The 16453-nt window shown below is 74.9% G+C and carries 13 protein-coding genes, 2 tRNA genes and 1 pseudogene; 5 read left to right on the forward strand and 11 right to left on the reverse strand.

What is annotated here, in order from left to right:
• Positions 1 to 188, reverse strand: a pseudogene (locus tag AA75_RS51475) (hypothetical protein); the annotation flags it as partial.
• Positions 189 to 323: 135 nt separating this feature from the next.
• On the reverse strand, positions 324 to 1508 hold the full coding sequence (locus AA75_RS26050) for an erythromycin esterase family protein (protein ID WP_033822693.1): 1185 nt from the start codon (positions 1506 to 1508) through the stop codon (positions 324 to 326).
• A gap of 78 nt (positions 1509 to 1586) precedes the next feature.
• On the opposite strand from AA75_RS26050, the gene AA75_RS26055 reads away from it, so the two are divergent.
• Positions 1587 to 2306, forward strand: a complete 720-nt coding sequence (locus AA75_RS26055; RefSeq protein ID WP_051813378.1) for a MerR family transcriptional regulator — start codon at positions 1587 to 1589, stop codon at positions 2304 to 2306.
• Between the two features lie 31 nt (positions 2307 to 2337).
• On the opposite strand, the gene AA75_RS26060 is transcribed toward AA75_RS26055, so the two are convergent.
• Positions 2338 to 3825, reverse strand: coding sequence for a carboxylesterase/lipase family protein (locus AA75_RS26060; RefSeq protein WP_033822694.1), 1488 nt, complete (start codon positions 3823 to 3825; stop codon positions 2338 to 2340).
• Positions 3826 to 3864: 39 nt separating this feature from the next.
• Positions 3865 to 4533: a TetR/AcrR family transcriptional regulator gene (locus AA75_RS26065; protein ID WP_033822695.1), complete on the reverse strand. Its 669-nt coding sequence runs from the start codon at positions 4531 to 4533 to the stop codon at positions 3865 to 3867.
• A 214-nt stretch (positions 4534 to 4747) separates the two neighbouring features.
• On the opposite strand from AA75_RS26065, the gene AA75_RS26070 reads away from it, so the two are divergent.
• Positions 4748 to 5779: a PHB depolymerase family esterase gene (locus AA75_RS26070; RefSeq protein WP_033822696.1), complete on the forward strand. Its 1032-nt coding sequence runs from the start codon at positions 4748 to 4750 to the stop codon at positions 5777 to 5779.
• A gap of 411 nt (positions 5780 to 6190) precedes the next feature.
• Here AA75_RS26070 and AA75_RS26075 read toward each other — a convergent pair whose 3' ends face one another.
• Positions 6191 to 8110: a hypothetical protein gene (locus tag AA75_RS26075; protein ID WP_033822697.1), complete on the reverse strand. Its 1920-nt coding sequence runs from the start codon at positions 8108 to 8110 to the stop codon at positions 6191 to 6193.
• Positions 8111 to 8341: 231 nt separating this feature from the next.
• Between AA75_RS26075 and AA75_RS26080 the strand changes: the two genes are divergently transcribed.
• A complete protein-coding gene (locus AA75_RS26080) occupies positions 8342 to 9064 on the forward strand; it encodes an SDR family oxidoreductase (protein WP_033822698.1) in 723 nt (240 codons plus the stop codon).
• A gap of 36 nt (positions 9065 to 9100) precedes the next feature.
• On the opposite strand, the gene AA75_RS47930 is transcribed toward AA75_RS26080, so the two are convergent.
• From AA75_RS47930 to AA75_RS26095, 4 genes are all read right to left on the reverse strand, one after another.
• Positions 9101 to 9195, reverse strand: a tRNA-Cys gene (locus tag AA75_RS47930).
• Positions 9196 to 9314: 119 nt separating this feature from the next.
• Positions 9315 to 11771, reverse strand: coding sequence for an FtsX-like permease family protein (locus AA75_RS26085; protein WP_033822699.1), 2457 nt, complete (start codon positions 11769 to 11771; stop codon positions 9315 to 9317).
• Positions 11765 to 12505, reverse strand: coding sequence for an ABC transporter ATP-binding protein (locus tag AA75_RS26090; protein ID WP_033822716.1), 741 nt, complete (start codon positions 12503 to 12505; stop codon positions 11765 to 11767). The genes AA75_RS26085 and AA75_RS26090 overlap by 7 nt, the downstream gene beginning before the upstream one ends.
• Before the next feature lie 244 nt (positions 12506 to 12749).
• Positions 12750 to 13424, reverse strand: coding sequence for a TetR/AcrR family transcriptional regulator (locus tag AA75_RS26095; protein WP_033822717.1), 675 nt, complete (start codon positions 13422 to 13424; stop codon positions 12750 to 12752).
• A gap of 147 nt (positions 13425 to 13571) precedes the next feature.
• On the opposite strand from AA75_RS26095, the gene AA75_RS26100 reads away from it, so the two are divergent.
• Positions 13572 to 14717: an NAD(P)/FAD-dependent oxidoreductase gene (locus AA75_RS26100; RefSeq protein WP_033822700.1), complete on the forward strand. Its 1146-nt coding sequence runs from the start codon at positions 13572 to 13574 to the stop codon at positions 14715 to 14717.
• A gap of 122 nt (positions 14718 to 14839) precedes the next feature.
• Positions 14840 to 15568, forward strand: coding sequence for an organomercurial lyase (gene merB / locus AA75_RS26105; protein ID WP_051813381.1), 729 nt, complete (start codon positions 14840 to 14842; stop codon positions 15566 to 15568).
• 67 nt (positions 15569 to 15635) lie between these two features.
• Here merB and AA75_RS26110 read toward each other — a convergent pair whose 3' ends face one another.
• On the reverse strand, positions 15636 to 16163 hold the full coding sequence (locus AA75_RS26110; protein ID WP_033822701.1) for a hypothetical protein: 528 nt from the start codon (positions 16161 to 16163) through the stop codon (positions 15636 to 15638).
• A gap of 112 nt (positions 16164 to 16275) precedes the next feature.
• Positions 16276 to 16370, reverse strand: a tRNA-Cys gene (locus tag AA75_RS47935).
• Positions 16371 to 16453: the final 83 nt, after the last annotated feature.

A 16453-nucleotide genomic window follows, 5' to 3' on the forward strand; every position in this document is an offset into this window, starting at 1 on the left:
TCCTCCGTCAGCGGGCCGAGCGCCACCCGGGCGGGCTGGGCGGGCCGGGCGGCGGCCGAGGGGGACGTCGCAGCCGAGGGGGAGACGGCGGCAGCGTGGGGCTCCGGTGGCCGCGCCGAGGCGCAGCCCGACAGCGCGACGGCCGTGATCAAGGGCACGGCGGCCCGGGCTGCGACAGTTCTCCGCATGGTCTCTCCTGGTCGGTGGGGGTGACTGCGCGCGGAGCCTAACGCCGCCGGGCCGCCGGACGCCCGTGGTTTTCGATCATGGGGCACTGTCCGCCGTCCCCGGGTCACGCCGGCCGGGGCAAGGGACCGCGCCGGTCAGACCTCGCGGAGGAACACGACGGCGTCGGCCCGGTCGACGGCGTCCGGGGCGAGGGAGGCGTAGGTGTGATCGGCCGGGACGCGGCGCCGCGGCTTCGGGTCCAGGGCCGTGAGCAGCCGGCTCGGGTCGAGGACCGCGCGCGGGTGGGGCAGGGCCGAGAGCACGGCTTCGAAGGTGCCCGGCTGCGGGACGTCGGAGCCGCGGGTGCCGAAGGTGGTGGCGGCGAAGGCGTATTCGTCGCCGAGGGTGGTGCCGATGATGGCGCCGGCGCTCCACCACTCGAGCAGGCGGCCGCCGAACCGCAGGTGGCTCAGGTCGCGTTGCAGGTGGCTGTTGTGGGCGAACGCCAGGGTGGGACCTCGCCCGCTCTCGCGGCGGACGACGGCGGCGAGGTTGTCGGCCATCATCGCGTCGCGCAGCTGCATCAGGGAGCCGAGGCGGGTGGGCGCCGGGTCGGCCAGGGCGGCGTGGTAGCGCAGCAGTCCGGCGGCGGTGCGGGCGTACAGGCCCGCGAGCCAGAGCCCGCCGGGCGAGGTCGCGTCCGTCAGGTGCGGCGCGTGCGCGGTCAGCAGGGCGCCCAGGTCGTCGGTGAGCAGCCGCAGTCGGGCGGCCTCGGGGGTGCGGCCGACGGACCGGGCCGGGTCCGTCATGGCGCCGGGGTCGGTCCAGCGCCCGTCCGGGCCGAGCAGCCCGTCGAGGGTCTCGCGGTCGCAGGGCAGGTCGACGTGGGGGGCGAGGTAGTCGTGCAGTGCGGTCAGGGCCGGGCCCGGGCTCGCGGCTCCGCTGATCTCGAGCGGGCCGTCGAAGCCGTAGCAGCGCAGGCGGTCCCGGTCCGGGTGCTGCCCGTTGTGGGCGCGCATCCAGCGCAGCAGGTCCCGGTTGGCGGGCGAGGCGCCGAAGCCGTGGCTGAAGCCGCGGTCCATGGCGTCGTCGAGGCTGCCGGGACCGCCGGCCACGTACGCGTCGGCGACCAGGGCCGCCAGGCAGTCGCTCTCGAGGGCGATCGAGCGGTATCCCTCGTGTTCGACGAGGTGGCGGAAGAGCTCGTTGCGCAGTTCGGGGAAGGCTTCCACGCCGTGGGTGGGCTCGCCGAGGCCGAGCAGGCGGGTGGCCGGGGACAGGAGCGCGGTGAGGGAGGCGCCGCCGAAGGGGCGGGCGGCGTCCCGGATCGAGGCCGTCATGGCTTCAACCGTATCGTTGAAGCTTCAGTGTAGACTTTTCCGGCATTTTCGGCCGCCTAGAAGGAGAAAGCTTCAACCATGTGGCTACGGCCCGTTGATCTGGCGCGTGAGCACGGCCTGTCCACCCAGGCGGTGCGCAACTACGAGGAGGCGGGGATCCTGCCGCCGGCCGGGCGCTCGCCGCACGGCTACCGCCGGTACTCCCCTCGCCATGCGGCGGCGTTGCGCGCGTTCCTGGCGCTGGTCCCCGCGCACGGCCACCCGACCGCGGCGGCGGTGATGCGGGCGGTGAACGGCGGTGCGGTCGACGAAGCACTGCGGTTGATCGACGAGAGCCACGTCCGGCTGGCCGGCGACCGGAACACGCTGCAGGACGTCGAGGACGCCTTGCGCGGCCTGGCGCCGCAGCGGGCACCGGAGGCGGAGCCGGGGGTGACGTTCATCGGACCGCTGGCGCACCGGCTCGGCCTCCGGCCGGCGACCCTGCGCACCTGGGAGCGGGCCGGGCTGGTCGTCCCCCGGCGTGATGCCCGCACGGGGTACCGCGTCTACGGCTCCGCCGATGTCCGCGATGCCCTGCTGGCCCACCAACTGCGCCGCGGCGGGCACGGGTTGGACCGGATCGCACGGGTCCTGGCGGAGGTCCGGACGGCGGGCGGCCCGGAGCCGCTGCAGGCCGCACTCGAGGAGTGGCGCGGCCGGCTGCGGGCCCGCGGCCTGGCGATGCTGACCGCCGCGGCCGCCCTCGACGCCTACCTGTGCCCGGCCGCGGACGCCGTGGCGACGCCCGCCGGGTAGCCCGCCGCACGGGACCCGCCGGCCGGCGGGGTCAGCGGCGGCCGTCCCACAGGGAGCGTTCGTCCGGACGGGGGTCGGTGACCAGCAGGGGGTCGGTGTCGAAGACCCGGGTGGCCCGGCCGTCCGGGGTGTACGGCGGCCAGCCGGGGTCGCCGGTGGTGGCGAAGGACGTCCAGGCGCGGCGTACCGCGTCCGCGAGCTGCCGCGGCGGGTGGTCCCCGAGCATGGGCGCGAGCGCCGGATCGTCCTGGACGCCGAAGGTGAACGGGACGTCGACGGCGTGGCACGCGCCGAGCCGGCCGTCGAACGCCGGTGAGCGCCAGGCGAATTCGTACAGGTAGGTGGCGGCGGGGCGGTGCCGGGCGTGTGCCTCGGCCAGGCGGATGGCGGGGATGCGGTAGAACCAGTCGGTGGCGACGGCGGCGAGCAGTTCTCCCGGCGAGGCGTCCGGCCGGCCGGCCCGGTAGCGGTCGAGGGCGCCGGGTGGGAGGCCGTAGCGGGCCGTCAGGTGCGGCAGGGCGGCTTCGGGTACGGCGTCGAGCAGGCCGGTGGGGGCGAGGTAGAGCCGGAACTCCTCGGTGGTGGTCCCGGCCATCAGGTCGATCCCGGCCGCCGCCCCGGCGCTGACGGCGTCGATCGGTGCCCGGGGCAGGATGTCGCCGTCCACCACGGGTTCGAACGGCAGCAGGTTCAGGGCGGCCTCGCCCCACCGCGCGGGGTCGGGGTCGGCGGTGACGGCCGCGCGCAGCCGTTGCTGCGCCTCGACCAGGGTGGCGGTGGGCAGGGCGGCGATAGCGGCCGGTTCCGGTGCGGTGCCGAGGAGTTCGGCCAGCCGGTCGCGGATCAGGCCCGCGGTGGCCCTGCCGTGGGTGTGGTGGGCGGCGCCGCTCTGCAGGATCGCGCGGTGGAACAGTCCTCGGGCCCGGGGCACGGCCAGCAGGGTGGCGATGCTCATGGCGCCGGCGGACTGGCCGAACACCGTGACGTTGGCGGGGTCGCCGCCGAACGCGGCGATGCCGTCGCGGATCCAGGTGAGGGCGGCGATCTGGTCGAGCAGGCCGCGGTTGGGGGTGGTGCCGGGCAGGTCGAGGAAGCCTTCGGCACCGAGCCGGTAGTTGAGGGTGACCAGCACGACGCCGTCCCGGGCGAACGCGCTGCCGTCGTACATCGGCAGCGAGCCCGCGCCGTTGGTGAAGGCGCCGCCGTGCAGCCAGACCATCACCGGCAGGCGGGCCGCGGTGTCCGGGGTCCAGACGTTGAGGTTGAGGCAGTCCTCGCCGGGGACGGTGATCTCGGGCAGCAGCACGTCCAGCGGCGGGGCGTACGGCGCCTGGGGTGCGGTGGGTCCCGGGGCGGTGGCGTCGCGTTCGCCGTCCCAGCGGGCGGGCGGCTGCGGCGGCAGCAGTCGCAGCGGGCCGACCGGCGGCGCGGCGTACGGGATGTTGCGGAAGGCGGCGACGCCGTCGGCGCTGCGGGTGCCGCGGAGCAGGCCGTGGGTGGTGCGGACGACCGGATGCACGGATGGGTCTCCTTGTCGCGGGGGCGGCCGCGGGGGCGGTCAGCCGGCGGTGGCAGCCGTCGAGGGGGTGGCGCCGAGGATGCGCAGGGCGAACTCGCCGTGGGCCTCGGCGATCCGCTCGGGGGTGAAGGGCTGGTCGGGTCCGGCCCAGTGGGCCACCCGCACGCCCATGGCGCTGATGGCGGTGGCGGCGAGCAGCGGTTCGGGCACGTGGAAGACGCCTTCGGCGATGCCCTGTTCGATCGCGTCGAGCAGGAACTGCCAGCAGGCGTGGCGCAGTTCGAGGGCGGGTGCGGCGAGGTCCGGTGAGAGGGAGTGGATCTCGCCGTCGGTCACGATCGCGAGCAGCGGGAAGCGGGTGTGGACGTCGGCGTGGGCGCGCACCAGTGCCACCACCCGGGTGGCGGGGTCGGCGGTCCGGGTGCTCGCCACGGCTTCGGCGAGCCGGGCGTGGAGTTCCTCGTGCCCGACCTGGACGAGGTGGGCCAGCACGTGCTCCTTGGAGGGGTAGTGCGCGTACAGGGTGGCCGAGTTGATGCCGACGGCGGCTGCGATCTGCCGGATGGAGGTGCCGGCGAACCCGGCCTCGGCGAACAGGCCGAGCGCCTCCTCGAGGATGCGTCCCCGGGTGCCGGGCGGGGTCACGCCGGCGGGCAGGTCGGGTCCGACGGCCGCGGTCCGGCGGGGCTGCCAGCCGGGGTGCTCCACGTGGTCCTCCTGGGGTCCGCGGCGGTGCCGCCGCCGAAGTTCCGACCGATCGATTGGTTGACAGCGTAGCGCCGAGGTCGGATCGTACTCCACAGCCGCGCAGTCACCAACCGATCGATTGGCCGGGGCGAGCGTGTGCCGCTCCGCGCCCGGACCGCACCACGCACCTCACGCACCTCACGCACCTCACCCCACCCACCCGAGGGAGTGCTCCATGGTGTTCCGCGTCCTGCCCCGGCTGTCCCGAACCCTTCGCCGGGCGGCCGCCGTTGCCGCCGCCACCGCTCTCGCCGCGCTCGGCCCCGCGGCGCCCGTCCGGGCCGCCGAGGCCGCGCCGGGTCTGCCGCACCTCAACCTGACCGGCGCCTACGTCACCGGCGTCTCCTCCGGCGGTTTCCTGGCCACCCAGCTCCAGGTGGCCTACTCCGGCACCTTCGACGGCGCCGGCATCGTCGCCGCCGGACCCTACGACTGCGGCCGGGGCAATGTGGTCGACGCCGCCATCTGCCTGGTCGGCCACGGCCTGCCGGAGCTCGAGCAGCAAGCCGTCGAATGGGCCGGCCAGGGCCGCATCGACCCGGTCGGCAACCTCGCCGGCAAGCCGGTGTACGTCTACCACGGCCGCCTCGACCCGGTGGTCAACCCGCTGGTCTCGGACAGCGGCGTCGCCTTCTACCAGGACTTCGGCGCGAGGGTCGTCTACCACGACTCGGACTGGGCCGGGCACTCCTGGGTCAGCCCGCAGGGCGTGGTGCCGTGCGGCCTGACCCTGCCCCCGTTCGTCAACGACTGCGGTGACGACCCGCAGCGCGAGATGCTCACCCACTGGCTCGGCCACGTCGACCCGCCGAACCACGCCGCGCCCGCGGGCACCCTCACCCGCTTCGACCAGAACCGCTACACCCCCGGCGGCTCGGCGCCCCGCCTGAGCATGGACTCCACCGGCCTGCTCTACACCCCGCCCGCCTGCGCCGCCGGACAGCCGTGCAAGCTGGTCGTCGCGCTGCACGGCTGCCTCTCCGGGCAGTACCTGCTCGGCGACCTGTTCCCCCGCCGCGGCAACCTCGACACCTACGCCGACACCAACAACCTCGTCGTCCTCTACCCGCAGGCCGTCTCCAGCCTCGTTCCCGTCAACCCGCAGGGCTGCTGGGACTGGTTCGGCTACACCGGCCCGGACTTCGCCGTGAAGGACGCCCCCCAGCTCCGGACCATCACCGCCATGGTCCACGCCCTCGGCGCCTGACCCGCCGCCGGCCTCGCGCGGCCGTGACCGCCACCGGTCGCGGCTGCCCGGCGAACAGGCCGGTCAGGCCGATCAGGCCCCGGGGAGCGTCGTCGTCGAGGCAGCAGAGCCGGAAGGATCTCGACGGCCTCGGCGGCGGCCCGGGCGCTGCGGAGGAACAGCTCCTGCTCGTACGCGGCCGGCGCGGCGTCGACGTCACCGGGGTGCTCGGCGACGGCCCTGGCGAGTTCGACGCCGTCGTACACGGCCGTACATGGAGGGTGCCGCCGCTCTCCCGGTGGGACTGGGTCCCCTCCCCCGGCCGGGGCGCGACCATCGCCCCGCCGCCGACCGCGCAACCACGACGACCGGGCGGAGCTCCCCCGGGGATCACCACCCCCGGGTAGGGGGCCCGGCCGCCGCGCCCGCCGGTCAGAGCACGAGGAAGCGCGCGAGGACGAAGAGCAGGTACGAGCCGAGCGCGATCCGGTTGATCAGCAGGTGCGGGCGGCCGATCCGCGAGCCCGCGAACGTGTCCTCGGGCCGCCGCTCCGGGCGGTTGGCGAGCAGGGTGATCGTCGCGGCGACGGCGAGCGGGGCGGCCGGGCCGCCGAGCCGCTTCCCGAGCATGCGGGCGGGCCAGGCATCCAGCTCGACCTGCCCGCCGCCCCTACGCTGGATGGTCAGCCTCCCCCGGTGGACGGCGGCCGCCTCGACCTCGGCCCACGGGTAGCGGTGCACCAACGCCGTGGCCGCGATGGTCAGCCCGTCCCGGTCCAGGTCGATCTGCCAGGTGCAGGCGCCGGCCAGGGAGACGAACGCGCCGGTGCCGATGAAAAGCGCGGAGAACAGGCCCTGGTAGCCGAAGTCACCACCGAGGTAGTACACGCACGCGCCCATGAGCAGGGCGAGCAGCGGACCGGCGGTGCAGCGCAGGAGGGCGGGCATCTCGATCCGGCGGGCGCGCTCCGCGGGGCCGTCCGGCGCCTCGGCGAGCGCCTTCGCGGCGATCGCCGCGACGGCGAGCTGATCCTCGCGATAGCGGTCGCGGCGGCGGAACCTCGGCGCGGCGGGCCGTTCGTGGGCCACCACGGCGAGCCAGTCCGCGTCGGGCGCCGGTGACCGGAAGACCAGGAGTTGCGCGGACCGGCCGCCCGGACCGTGGTAGAGCAGGGCCGGAACGGGTCGGTCGGCCTGGTCGGGGGCTTCGGCCGCCCCCTCCGGACGGACAGGGTCCCCGCTACCGCCCGGTGCGTTGCAGCCTCCGTGCCCGCGCCGCTCCGCCACCCAGGCCGGGGCGTCCTCCCCGGACGTGCGCCAACGGTGGACCGCGCGCTCGCGCAGCCGCCACAGGCCCGGTGCGGTGAGGTCCCCGTCGGCGGGACGGACCAGGAGGTCGCCGGCCCGGTCGGGTTGCACCAGCACTCGCATCGCCGGTCCGGCCGCACCGGCGAAGGCCCGGTACCGGCGGACCGTCCCGGCGGCGGAGGCCGCCAGTAGGACGCCCACGGTGCCGGCGAGTGTCGCGGCCGCCAGCCAGCCGTCGATGTCGGGCGTGTCCCCGACGATCCCGACGAAGCCGCGGCCGTCGGCGAGCAGGAGCAGCCGGTCGCCGGCTCTCGGGGTGTAGTCCCAGGTGATGGTCAGCGACACCTTCTCGTCGGTGGCTCCCCCGGGCCGCCGGAAGGCCACCTCGGCGCCGAGCGAGTCCCCGTCGAGAACGGTGCCCTCGACCTGGGTGGCCGCGGCGATCCGCGCCTCGGCCTCGCTCTGGTCGATCATGCCGAGCGCGACGAGGACCGCGCTTGCGGCGATCAGCAGCCCGGCCAGGACCCCGCGCACCCGCGACCGGCCGGGCCCGCCACCCGGGTGGGCGGACCCGGCCGCCGTCCACGGATAGGCCACGGGCGGGCCCATCAGCGCGTCCAACTGCTGCCTGACCCGGCGGCGGGCGGCCTCGGCCCGGAACAGCACGGCGGCCACGAGAGCGTGCGCGACGATTGCGGTCAGACGGGTGGACTGGTTCGGCAGACCGCTGGGGAGCAGCCACAGCAGGGCGCCGACGACCGTCACGAAGGCGGCGCGACGACGGACCTTCGCCAGGAGGACGACGGCCTCGATGATGAGCAGTTGGACGGCCGCGGCCCCCTGCCATCGGTCCGAGGCGCAGGAGGCGGGCGTCGGGCAGGATCCGGACGCGTCGCTCGCCACCGCCACGACCACGACCATCACCGGCAGGAGAGCCACCCAACGGGAGTCGAGCCACTGCCACACCCGGCCCGAGCGCCAGGTCGCGGCGGCGTCGGTGGTGAGTGCGGGGGCGTCGGGGAGCGGGGGTGGTGCCGTGTGCATCCGGCGATGATGGCAGCCGCCACCTGCGATCCACGTGGGGGGGTGGAACAGGGGTCGCGCCCCGGTGACGTGCTGGGCCGTCCGGGCGTGCCGGTCCGTCCGGGCCGAGGCACCGGCACCGGCACCGGCACCGGCAGCGGCACCGGCGGTGGCAGCGCGCCGCGGCGGACCCGCGGTGGTCTCCTGGATGGCAAGCACTCCGTCCGCACCTGAACCGAAGAGGGAAGCGCCTTGTCCAAGCCCCTGATCGTCATCACCGGTGCCAGCTCCGGCATCGGGGCGGCCACCGCCCGGCTCCTGTCCTCCGAGGGGCACCCGTTGCTGCTGCTCGCGCGGCGGCTGGAGAGGCTGGAACAGCTCGGCCTGCCCGAGACCCTGTGCCGCCGGGTCGACGTCACCGACCGGGACGCGCTGCAGGCGGCGGTGCGCGAGGCGGAGGAGCGGTTCGGTCCGGTGGACGCGATCGTCAACAACGCCGGGGCGATGCTGCTGGGGCGGATCGCGGACCAGGAGGCCGAGGAGTGGGACCGGATGGTCGACCTGAACATCAAAGGCGTGCTGTACGGGATCCGCGCCGTCCTGCCGGGCATGGTCGCCCGCGGCGCCGGGACCATCATCAACGTCAGCTCTGTCGCGGGCCGCAAGACCTATCCGAACCACACCGCGTACGTGGGCACCAAGTTCGCCGTCCACGCCATGTCGGAGAACCTGCGCGAGGAGGTCGCATCCGCCGGGGTGCGCGTGGTCACCATCGCTCCCGGCGCGGTGGAGACCGAGCTGCTCTCCCACACCACCGACGCGCGGATCAGGGGCGACTACGAGGCGTGGAAGAAGTCCGCGGGCGGCGCCCTGGATCCGCAGGCGGTCGCCGAGGCCATCGCGTACGCCTACCGGCAGCCGCCGAACGTCACCATCCGTGAGATCGTCCTCGCCGCCACCGGTCAGGAGTCCTGACCCTACGGTGCACCGCACCCGCCGGGCGGGGAGGGGCGGAGAGGGCAGGATTCGAACCTGCGCGGGCCCTTGCGGACCCTGCTCGGCCGTTGCCGGCCAGGCACCCGATGAACCGCTCCGGGCACCTCTCCCGGTCGGGGAGCCGTGTTCGCTCCCTGACGCGCCCTCAGCATGCCCCACCGGCCTGACCGCGCGCTGACACCGGGCGGAGGACCGGCGGGGCCCGGCCGCGGCGGGTCCCCGCCGTCCCCTACTCCCGGCCGGCCGCGGCCTCGACCGGCCGCCGGCGGGTCGCGCGCCAGGTAGCGGCCGACGCGATGGCCACGGCGACGAGGGCGCAGAGTGCGATGGTCCCGCCGATCCGGGTCCACGGGACCACCGTCGGCGCGTGGGTGGCGAGTTCGGTCAGCGAGACGTGCTGGGTCAGCGCGGCGAGCCCGGTCGCCGTCGCGGCGAGGACGGTACCCACGACCACCGCCACGGCCGACTCGGCGACGGCAACATTCACGATCCGGCCGCGCCCCGCGCCGGCCAGCCCGAGCAGGGCGAACTCCCGCCGTCGCCCGGCCACCGCCATGACCAGGGTGTTGGCGACCGCGATCAGGGCGTAGGCCAGCGCGATCCCCAGGATGACCACGGCGGCGTTGTCGGTCTGCACGGCGGCGTGCGCCTGCCTGGCCTGCACGTAGGCGCCGTAGGTCGTGAGGTGGGCGCCGGAGCCGGCCAGCGCCCGGTTCACCGCGGCCGTCTGCTGCCCGTCGAGCGGCCGGCCCGAGTCCGTCGGGGAGTCGAGGTAGACCCGGCTCGGCATCACCGGGCCGGTCAGTGCGGCGGACAGGTAGGTGTCGTCGCCGTCCAGCCCGCGGGCGACGACCGCAGCAATGACGGCGGGCACCCGCGTGCCGGTCGGCAGCAGCATGACCACCTGGTCCCCGGCGGACAGGCCGTCGGACTCCGCCGCGTGCTCGTCGATGACCAGGAAGTTCCCGGGCAGCGAGGTGAGCGAGCCGGAGCGGACGAGCGGTGTGACGGTACCGCCGAGCGCCGCCGCGGGTACCGCGCTCGCGCTCAGCGAGTCGATCTGCTCGCCCTGCGGGGTGCCGATCCGGATGTTCACCGAGGTGACCGGGGTGACCCGGATCCCGGGTACGGCGGCCAGCCGGGCCAGCGTCCCCGCGTCGATCCCGGGACCGCCGGGCACCACCACGTCCGCAGCGTGGATCTCCTGCTGCTGGCGGGCGAGGACCACGGCGTCGCCGGACTTCTGCACCGTCAGCAGGGCGGCGACCAGGCCGACGGCCACCACGACCGGTGCCACCGTGGCGGCCGTACGGCGCCGGGAGGTGAGGATGTTCTCGCGTACCAGCAGCGGACCTGCCTCGGCCGAGCGGCGCAGCGGCGCCGTCAGCAGCAGGGTGACCGGCCGGAGCAGGACCGGCGCCAGCAGGGTGAGGGCGCCGACGTAGAGGACCGGGACCGCTTCGTACTTGCGGGCGCTGGCCGCGAGGTAGGGCTCGGTGCGGGCGATGACGGTGCCCGCGGCGACGGCGGCGATCAGCATCCCGATGCCCAGCAGCCACCGCAGCGGCGTCATCCCGCTGCGCTCCACCGCGCTCTCGCGCAGCACCTCGACCGGCCGGATCAGCGATACCCGGACCAGAGTGGCGGCCGAGCCGGCCAGGGCGGCGGCCACGCCAATGACGAAGGAGATCAGCAGTGGCAGGGGGGCGAGGGGGATGGTGAACCAGGCCGGGGCAACGTCGTGGTCGAGCATCCAGGCGCGTAGCGGCACGGTGCACAGCGGGGCGAGGGCACTGCCGGCGAGGGCTGCGGCGACGCCGATCAGCAATGCCTCGCCGAGCACCATGCGGCGCACCTGCCGGGGTGCGGCACCGACCAGCCGCATCAGTGCCAGTTCGCGGCGGCGCTGTTCGGTGGCGAAGGCGAAGGTCGCGATGACGACGAACACCGCGACGAACACGGCGAGGCCGGTGGTGCTGCCGGCCATCGCCTGGGCGTTGGCCAGTGCCTGGGCGCCGCCGGTGGGGTCGGTGTCGAGCCGGGTCAGGTCGTCGCCGGTGAGGACCACGGCCCGGCCGGCCAGGAGGGCGGGCAGCTGTTCCGGGTCCCGGTCGGTGACCAGGGCGTTGACGCCGGGCGACAGGCGCTCGGCCTCGGTGTCGCCGAAGAAGACCGCGTTCTCGAACCAGCGTGCGTCGGTGACCCCCACCACCCGGTAGTCGGTGGCACCGTCGGAGGTGAGGGCCCGGGTGCGGGCTCCGATCAGCGCCCGGTCGCCGCCACCGACGACGATCTCGTCCGGGGCCTGCGGGGCGTGTCCGGCCGTCAGGTGGTAGCCGGCGTAGGCGGCGGAGGACCACGGGTGGCCGGTCGTCCCGGTGGGGCCGGGGTCCAGCCGGACCGGGAAGCTGCGGTCGGCCGTGGCACGGCCGGCCGCGCCCACCTGCGCCACGAGGTCGGCGGGCAGCACCGCCGGGGCCTTCATGGGGCGGCCTTCGAAGCCCTGCGGCGCGACCACGGCCGGGGCCCGCCCGAGGCGTTGCGGACCCGGGTGCGGGGTGCCGAAGGTGGCGGCCAGGGTCAGGGTCATCATGCCGATCATCGTGGTGCCGAGTGCGAGGGCGAGGAAGGCGCCCGCGAAGCCCGTCAGCCGGTGGCGCAGGGTGGTCAGGGCGATCGTCAGCATGGTTCGGCCGTGCTCTCGCCGGGCTCCAGTGCGGCCATCCTCAGGGCCACGGTCTCGGCCGTCGGTCCGGACAGCTCGCCGGTCACCTTGCCGTCGGCGAGGAAGACCACCCGTTGCGCGTAGGAGGCGGCCACCGGGTCGTGGGTGACCATGACGACGGTCCGGCCGTGTTCCTCGACGACGCCGCGCAGCAGCGCCAGGACTTCCCGCGCGGTCCGCGAGTCCAGCGCGCCGGTCGGTTCGTCCGCGAAGATCACCTTGGGTCCGGTCACCAGGGCCCGCGCGATGGCGACCCGCTGCTGCTGGCCGCCCGACAGTTCGGCGGGCCGGTGCCCGCCGCGTCCGGTGAGGCCCACCTGCGCCAGGCTGCGGTCGATCGCCGCCGGGTCGAGGGGGCGCCCGGCCAGTCGCAGTGGCAGTTCGACGTTCTGGCGTGCCGTCAGTGCGGGGATCAGGTTGAACGACTGGAAGATGAAGCCCAGGTGGTCGCGGCGCAGCGCGGTCAGGGCCCGCTCGGACAGTTCGTGCAGGGGCGCGCCGTCGAGCAGGACCTGGCCCTCGTCCACCCGGTCGAGGCCGGCGGCGCACTGCAGCAGCGTCGACTTGCCGGAACCCGATGGGCCCATGATGGCGGTGAAGCTGCCCGCCGCGAAGCCGGCCTCCACCCCGTCGAGCGCCCGCACCCGGTTCTCGCCCCTGCCGTACGTCCGGTGAACGGCGGTCAGGCGGAGCAGGTCGCCGGTCCCCTCCGTGCCGACGTGGGCCGGGCCCGGGGCCCCCACCGGTAATGCCTTGTTCCGGAACACTCGCTCGCCTCTCCACAGGTGCATGGGTCGGGGTCGGAGCATCCGGCACCCGCCGCACCGACGGTAGGGCCGTTCGCGGTGCGGGCGCCTCCGGGCCGCCCCTGATCCCGACCCTGAAGAACCCCTGACCCGGTCGGGCGCGTCCGGTGGGGTCCCGGGCGCGGTGCGGGTCCTACTCGGAGGGGGATTGGTCGGCGGCGGGTCCGTCGGGGGCGACGGTGGCGGTCCAGCCCTGGTCGAGCAGGAGGCAGACCTGGTCGACGGCTGCGGCGGGGTCGGGGCAGGTGCGGGCGAACGCGAGGGATTCGAGGGTGAAGCGGGCGTAGGCGGCGCAGATGACGTCGTCGTGCGGCCGGCCGGTCTGGTCGGCGAGGGCGCGGGCCAGGGCGTGTTCGTGGCGCAGCCACATCGTGCGGGAGTGCTCGCGCAGGGCCGGGGTGTCGTTGACGAGCCGCTCGAAGTCGGCGAAGCGGGGGTCCCTGGTGTGCGCCGAGTCGACGAAGGCGGCGAGGTGGGCGCGCAGCGCCTGGGGGATCGTCCGGCCCGAGGGGCGGTCGGTGACGGCGCCGACGAGGGCGGCCTCGTTGCGGGCGTCCTCGTCGAAGACCAGGGCCTCTTTGCCCTCGGGGAAGTAGTTGAACAGGGTCGACACCGAGACGTCGGCGCCTTCGGCGATCTCGCGGACGCCGACCTGCTCGTAGCCGCGTTCCAGGAACAGCCGCACTGCCGTGTCCGCGATGGCCCGGCGGGTGGCGGCCTTCTTGCGTTCGCGCCGCCCGGCAGTGCCTGTCCGGTCGCCCGCTGCCGTGGGGTCGGTCGCTGCGGTGCGGTCGGTCGTGTCTGCCATGGTCATCACCCTATCCGCCGCTTTGGGATCGCGCCAATGTTGGAACGATTGCATATTTGCAACCGTTCCAATAGCGTGGGCGGTGCCCGACGGGCCGGCGGCACCCCGTCCACCGGCCGTGACCGGGCACCCGATGGAAGGAAGACCATGAACCCCCTCGCACTCGCCCGGGCCAGGATCAGCATCATCGGCGCCGGTCCCGGCGGCCTGACCTGCGCCCGGATCCTCCAGCAGCGCGGCATCGCGGTCACCGTGTACGACCGCGACCCGGGCCCCGGTGCCCGTAACCAGGGCGGCACCCTCGACCTGCACGCCGACAACGGCCAGCTCGCCCTGCGCGAGGCCGGCCTGCTCGAGCGGTTCTTCGAGCTGGCGCGCCCCGAAGGGCAGGAGATGCGGAGGCTGGACCCGGCCGGCACGGTCATCTCCCACCACGTCCCCGAGGACGGCGAACTGTTCAAGCCGGAGATCGACCGCGGGCAGCTGCGCGACCTGCTGCTCGGCTCCCTCCAGCCGGGAACCGTCCGGTGGGGGCACACCCTCACCACCGTCGGCGGGCCCGCCGACGGGCCGCGCCGGCTGCACTTCGCCGACGGCACCACCGTCGAGGCCGACCTGGTCATCGGCGCCGACGGCGCCTGGTCCCGGGTGCGCCGGGCCGTCTCTCCCGCCGTTCCGGAGTACACCGGGGTGAGCTTCGTGGAGGCCTGGTTCTCCGACGTGGAGAAGCTGCACCCCGAGGTCGCCGAGCTGGTCGGCCCGGGCAGCGCCGCCGCGGGCGACGGCGACCGCGGTCTGTTCGCCCAGCGCAACAGCGGCGACCACATCCGCGCCTACCTCATCCGCCGTGCCCCGGTCGACTGGATCCGCCGTAGCGGCCTGGGCGCCGACGGCACCGACGGCATCCGCGCCCTGCTGCTCGACGAGTACGCCCACTGGTCACCCCGGCTGCGCCGGCTGATCACCGACAATGACGGCCCGTACGTCGACCGCCCGATCCTCGCCCTTCCCGTCCCGCACACCTGGCAGCACAACCCGACGGTGACCCTGCTCGGCGACGCCGCCCACCTCATGCCCCCGCTCGGCGTCGGCGTCAACCTCGCCATGCTCGACGCCGCCGAACTCGCCCTCGCCATAGCCGGATCCGACACCGTCGACGAGGCCGTCCGCAGCTACGAGACGACCATGCTCCCGCGTTCCGCCGAGATGGCCGCGCTCCTCGAGGGCGGCGCCGAGCACCTGCTCTCCGGCGACCTGCCGGAGCACGAGGACGACGGCGACGCCCGGTCCTGAGCCCCGCGCCGGCGATCGGCCGTTCACCGGGCGGGTGTTCGGGCGCCACCCGGCGCAGGTGTGGTCGATCCTGGTACCGGCGGCCGGACCGGGCCGCCCCCGCCGACGGAGGAGCGAGCAGGATGAACGGAACCCGCCCGGAGGCCCCGGATCCGCTGCCCGCGACGGAACGGGTACGCCTGGCCGTCTACCACGGATTCGCGCGGACCGGCCGCGCCCCGGGTGTGCCGGAGCTCGCCGCGCTGACCTTCCTCACCCCGGGCGGGGTGCGCCGGGAGCTCCGCACGCTGCACGGCAGCCGTGACGTGGTGCTGGACCCGCGGGACGGCGACCGGATCGTGATGGCCCACCCGTTCGCGTCCGTACCGCTCGGGTTCTCCATCATGGGGACCCGCACGCTGTGGTGGGGCGGCTGCGCCTGGGACTCGTTCGCCGTGCCCCACCTCCTGCGGGACGAGCCCGACGTCCTGGTCGCCACCCGCTGTCCGGCCTGCGACACCCCGCACGCCTGGGTGGTCGGCCGTCAGGCGCCGCCGCCCGGCGACCAGGTGGCGCACTTCCTCGTCCCCATGCACCGGGTCTGGGACGACGTGGTCCGCACCTGCGGCAACCAGCGCCTGTTCTGCTCCACCGACTGCGTCGGCAGCTGGCTGCGGCGCACCGGCCAGGAGCGCGGCTACGTCATGGACCTGGAGACGCTCTGGCGCTTCGCCGCCGACTGGTACACCGGCCGCCTGGACGCGGGCTACACCCGGCGCGACCCCGCCGCCGCAGGCGAATACTTCGCACGGATCGGCCTGCACGGATCCTTCTGGGGGCTGCCCGACCGAGGGACCGGCAGCCCCCGGTAGGGCTGCGCGCCGGGCTCGTCGATGCCGCATCCCGCCGGGGACCGGGAGCGGCCATCGGCAGAAGCCCTCAGGGGAAGTACAGCGACGCCTTCTCCAGGACGTGCCCCGTGAACATCCCGCCCCACGCGACCCGGCCCCGGTACATGGTGACCCGGCCGGCACCGGCAGGCGCCGTCTGCACCGTGACGGGACGGCCGACCAGGGTCGTCCCGAGGCTCCGGGCGTCCTTGGCGGCCCAGTCCGTCGCGGATCGCTGGACACTGCCGCTGACCAGGGCGGGGAGGATCATCGCCGCGTTGCGGGCGCCGGGCAGACCACTGCGCAGGTGCTTGGTGTAGTCCATCGCCCAGCCCGTGTACTCGGCCAGCACGGCCTGGTCGACCGCGGGCACGGCGGCGGCGAGGACGAACAGCTCGACCTTGGTGCCGAACCATTGGATCCGGCGGTCCGACCGGCTGCCGATCACCACGTGGTGGTCGCCCCAGGTGGTCGAGGTCACCACGCATCCGTCACCCCGCAGCCGCTCGCCGAGCCCTGCGAGGTAGGTGGCGGCCGCCCGGGCCGAAGACTCTCCGTCGATCTGTTGTTCCGTCATGTGCCGATCCTGCCGCACCGGTACGACAACGGGGAAGGTCCGGGCTCCGACGGGACCTCGCCCCCGGCTGCCGGGCGTCGGGAGCGGGGGCCGGAACGGGGTGCACACGCTGCGGAGAGGGCAGGATTCGAACCTGCGCGGGCCCCGGAGGACCCTGCTCGGCCGTTGCCGGCCAGGCACCCGATGAACCGCTCCGGGCACCTCTCCCGATCAGGGAGCCTCGCTCGCTCCCTGACGTGCCCTCAGCATGCCCCACCCGCCTGACCGCACGCTGACCCCTCGCTGACCCA

It is taken from the genome of Kitasatospora sp. MBT63 (assembly GCF_000710465.2).
Classification (GTDB): domain Bacteria; phylum Actinomycetota; class Actinomycetes; order Streptomycetales; family Streptomycetaceae; genus Kitasatospora.

Coding starts and splice junctions, on each gene's coding strand:
- AA75_RS26050 (WP_033822693.1), bottom strand. CDS start 1,508: ATGACGGCCTCGATCCGGGACGCCGCCCGCCCCTTCGGCGGCGCCTCC.
- AA75_RS26055 (WP_051813378.1), top strand. CDS start 1,587: ATGTGGCTACGGCCCGTTGATCTGGCGCGTGAGCACGGCCTGTCCACC.
- AA75_RS26070 (WP_033822696.1), top strand. CDS start 4,748: ATGGTGTTCCGCGTCCTGCCCCGGCTGTCCCGAACCCTTCGCCGGGCG.
- AA75_RS26075 (WP_033822697.1), bottom strand. CDS start 8,110: ATGCACACGGCACCACCCCCGCTCCCCGACGCCCCCGCACTCACCACC.
- AA75_RS26085 (WP_033822699.1), bottom strand. CDS start 11,771: ATGCTGACGATCGCCCTGACCACCCTGCGCCACCGGCTGACGGGCTTC.
- AA75_RS26095 (WP_033822717.1), bottom strand. CDS start 13,424: ATGGCAGACACGACCGACCGCACCGCAGCGACCGACCCCACGGCAGCG.
- AA75_RS26100 (WP_033822700.1), top strand. CDS start 13,572: ATGAACCCCCTCGCACTCGCCCGGGCCAGGATCAGCATCATCGGCGCC.
- merB (WP_051813381.1), top strand. CDS start 14,840: ATGAACGGAACCCGCCCGGAGGCCCCGGATCCGCTGCCCGCGACGGAA.
- AA75_RS26110 (WP_033822701.1), bottom strand. CDS start 16,163: ATGACGGAACAACAGATCGACGGAGAGTCTTCGGCCCGGGCGGCCGCC.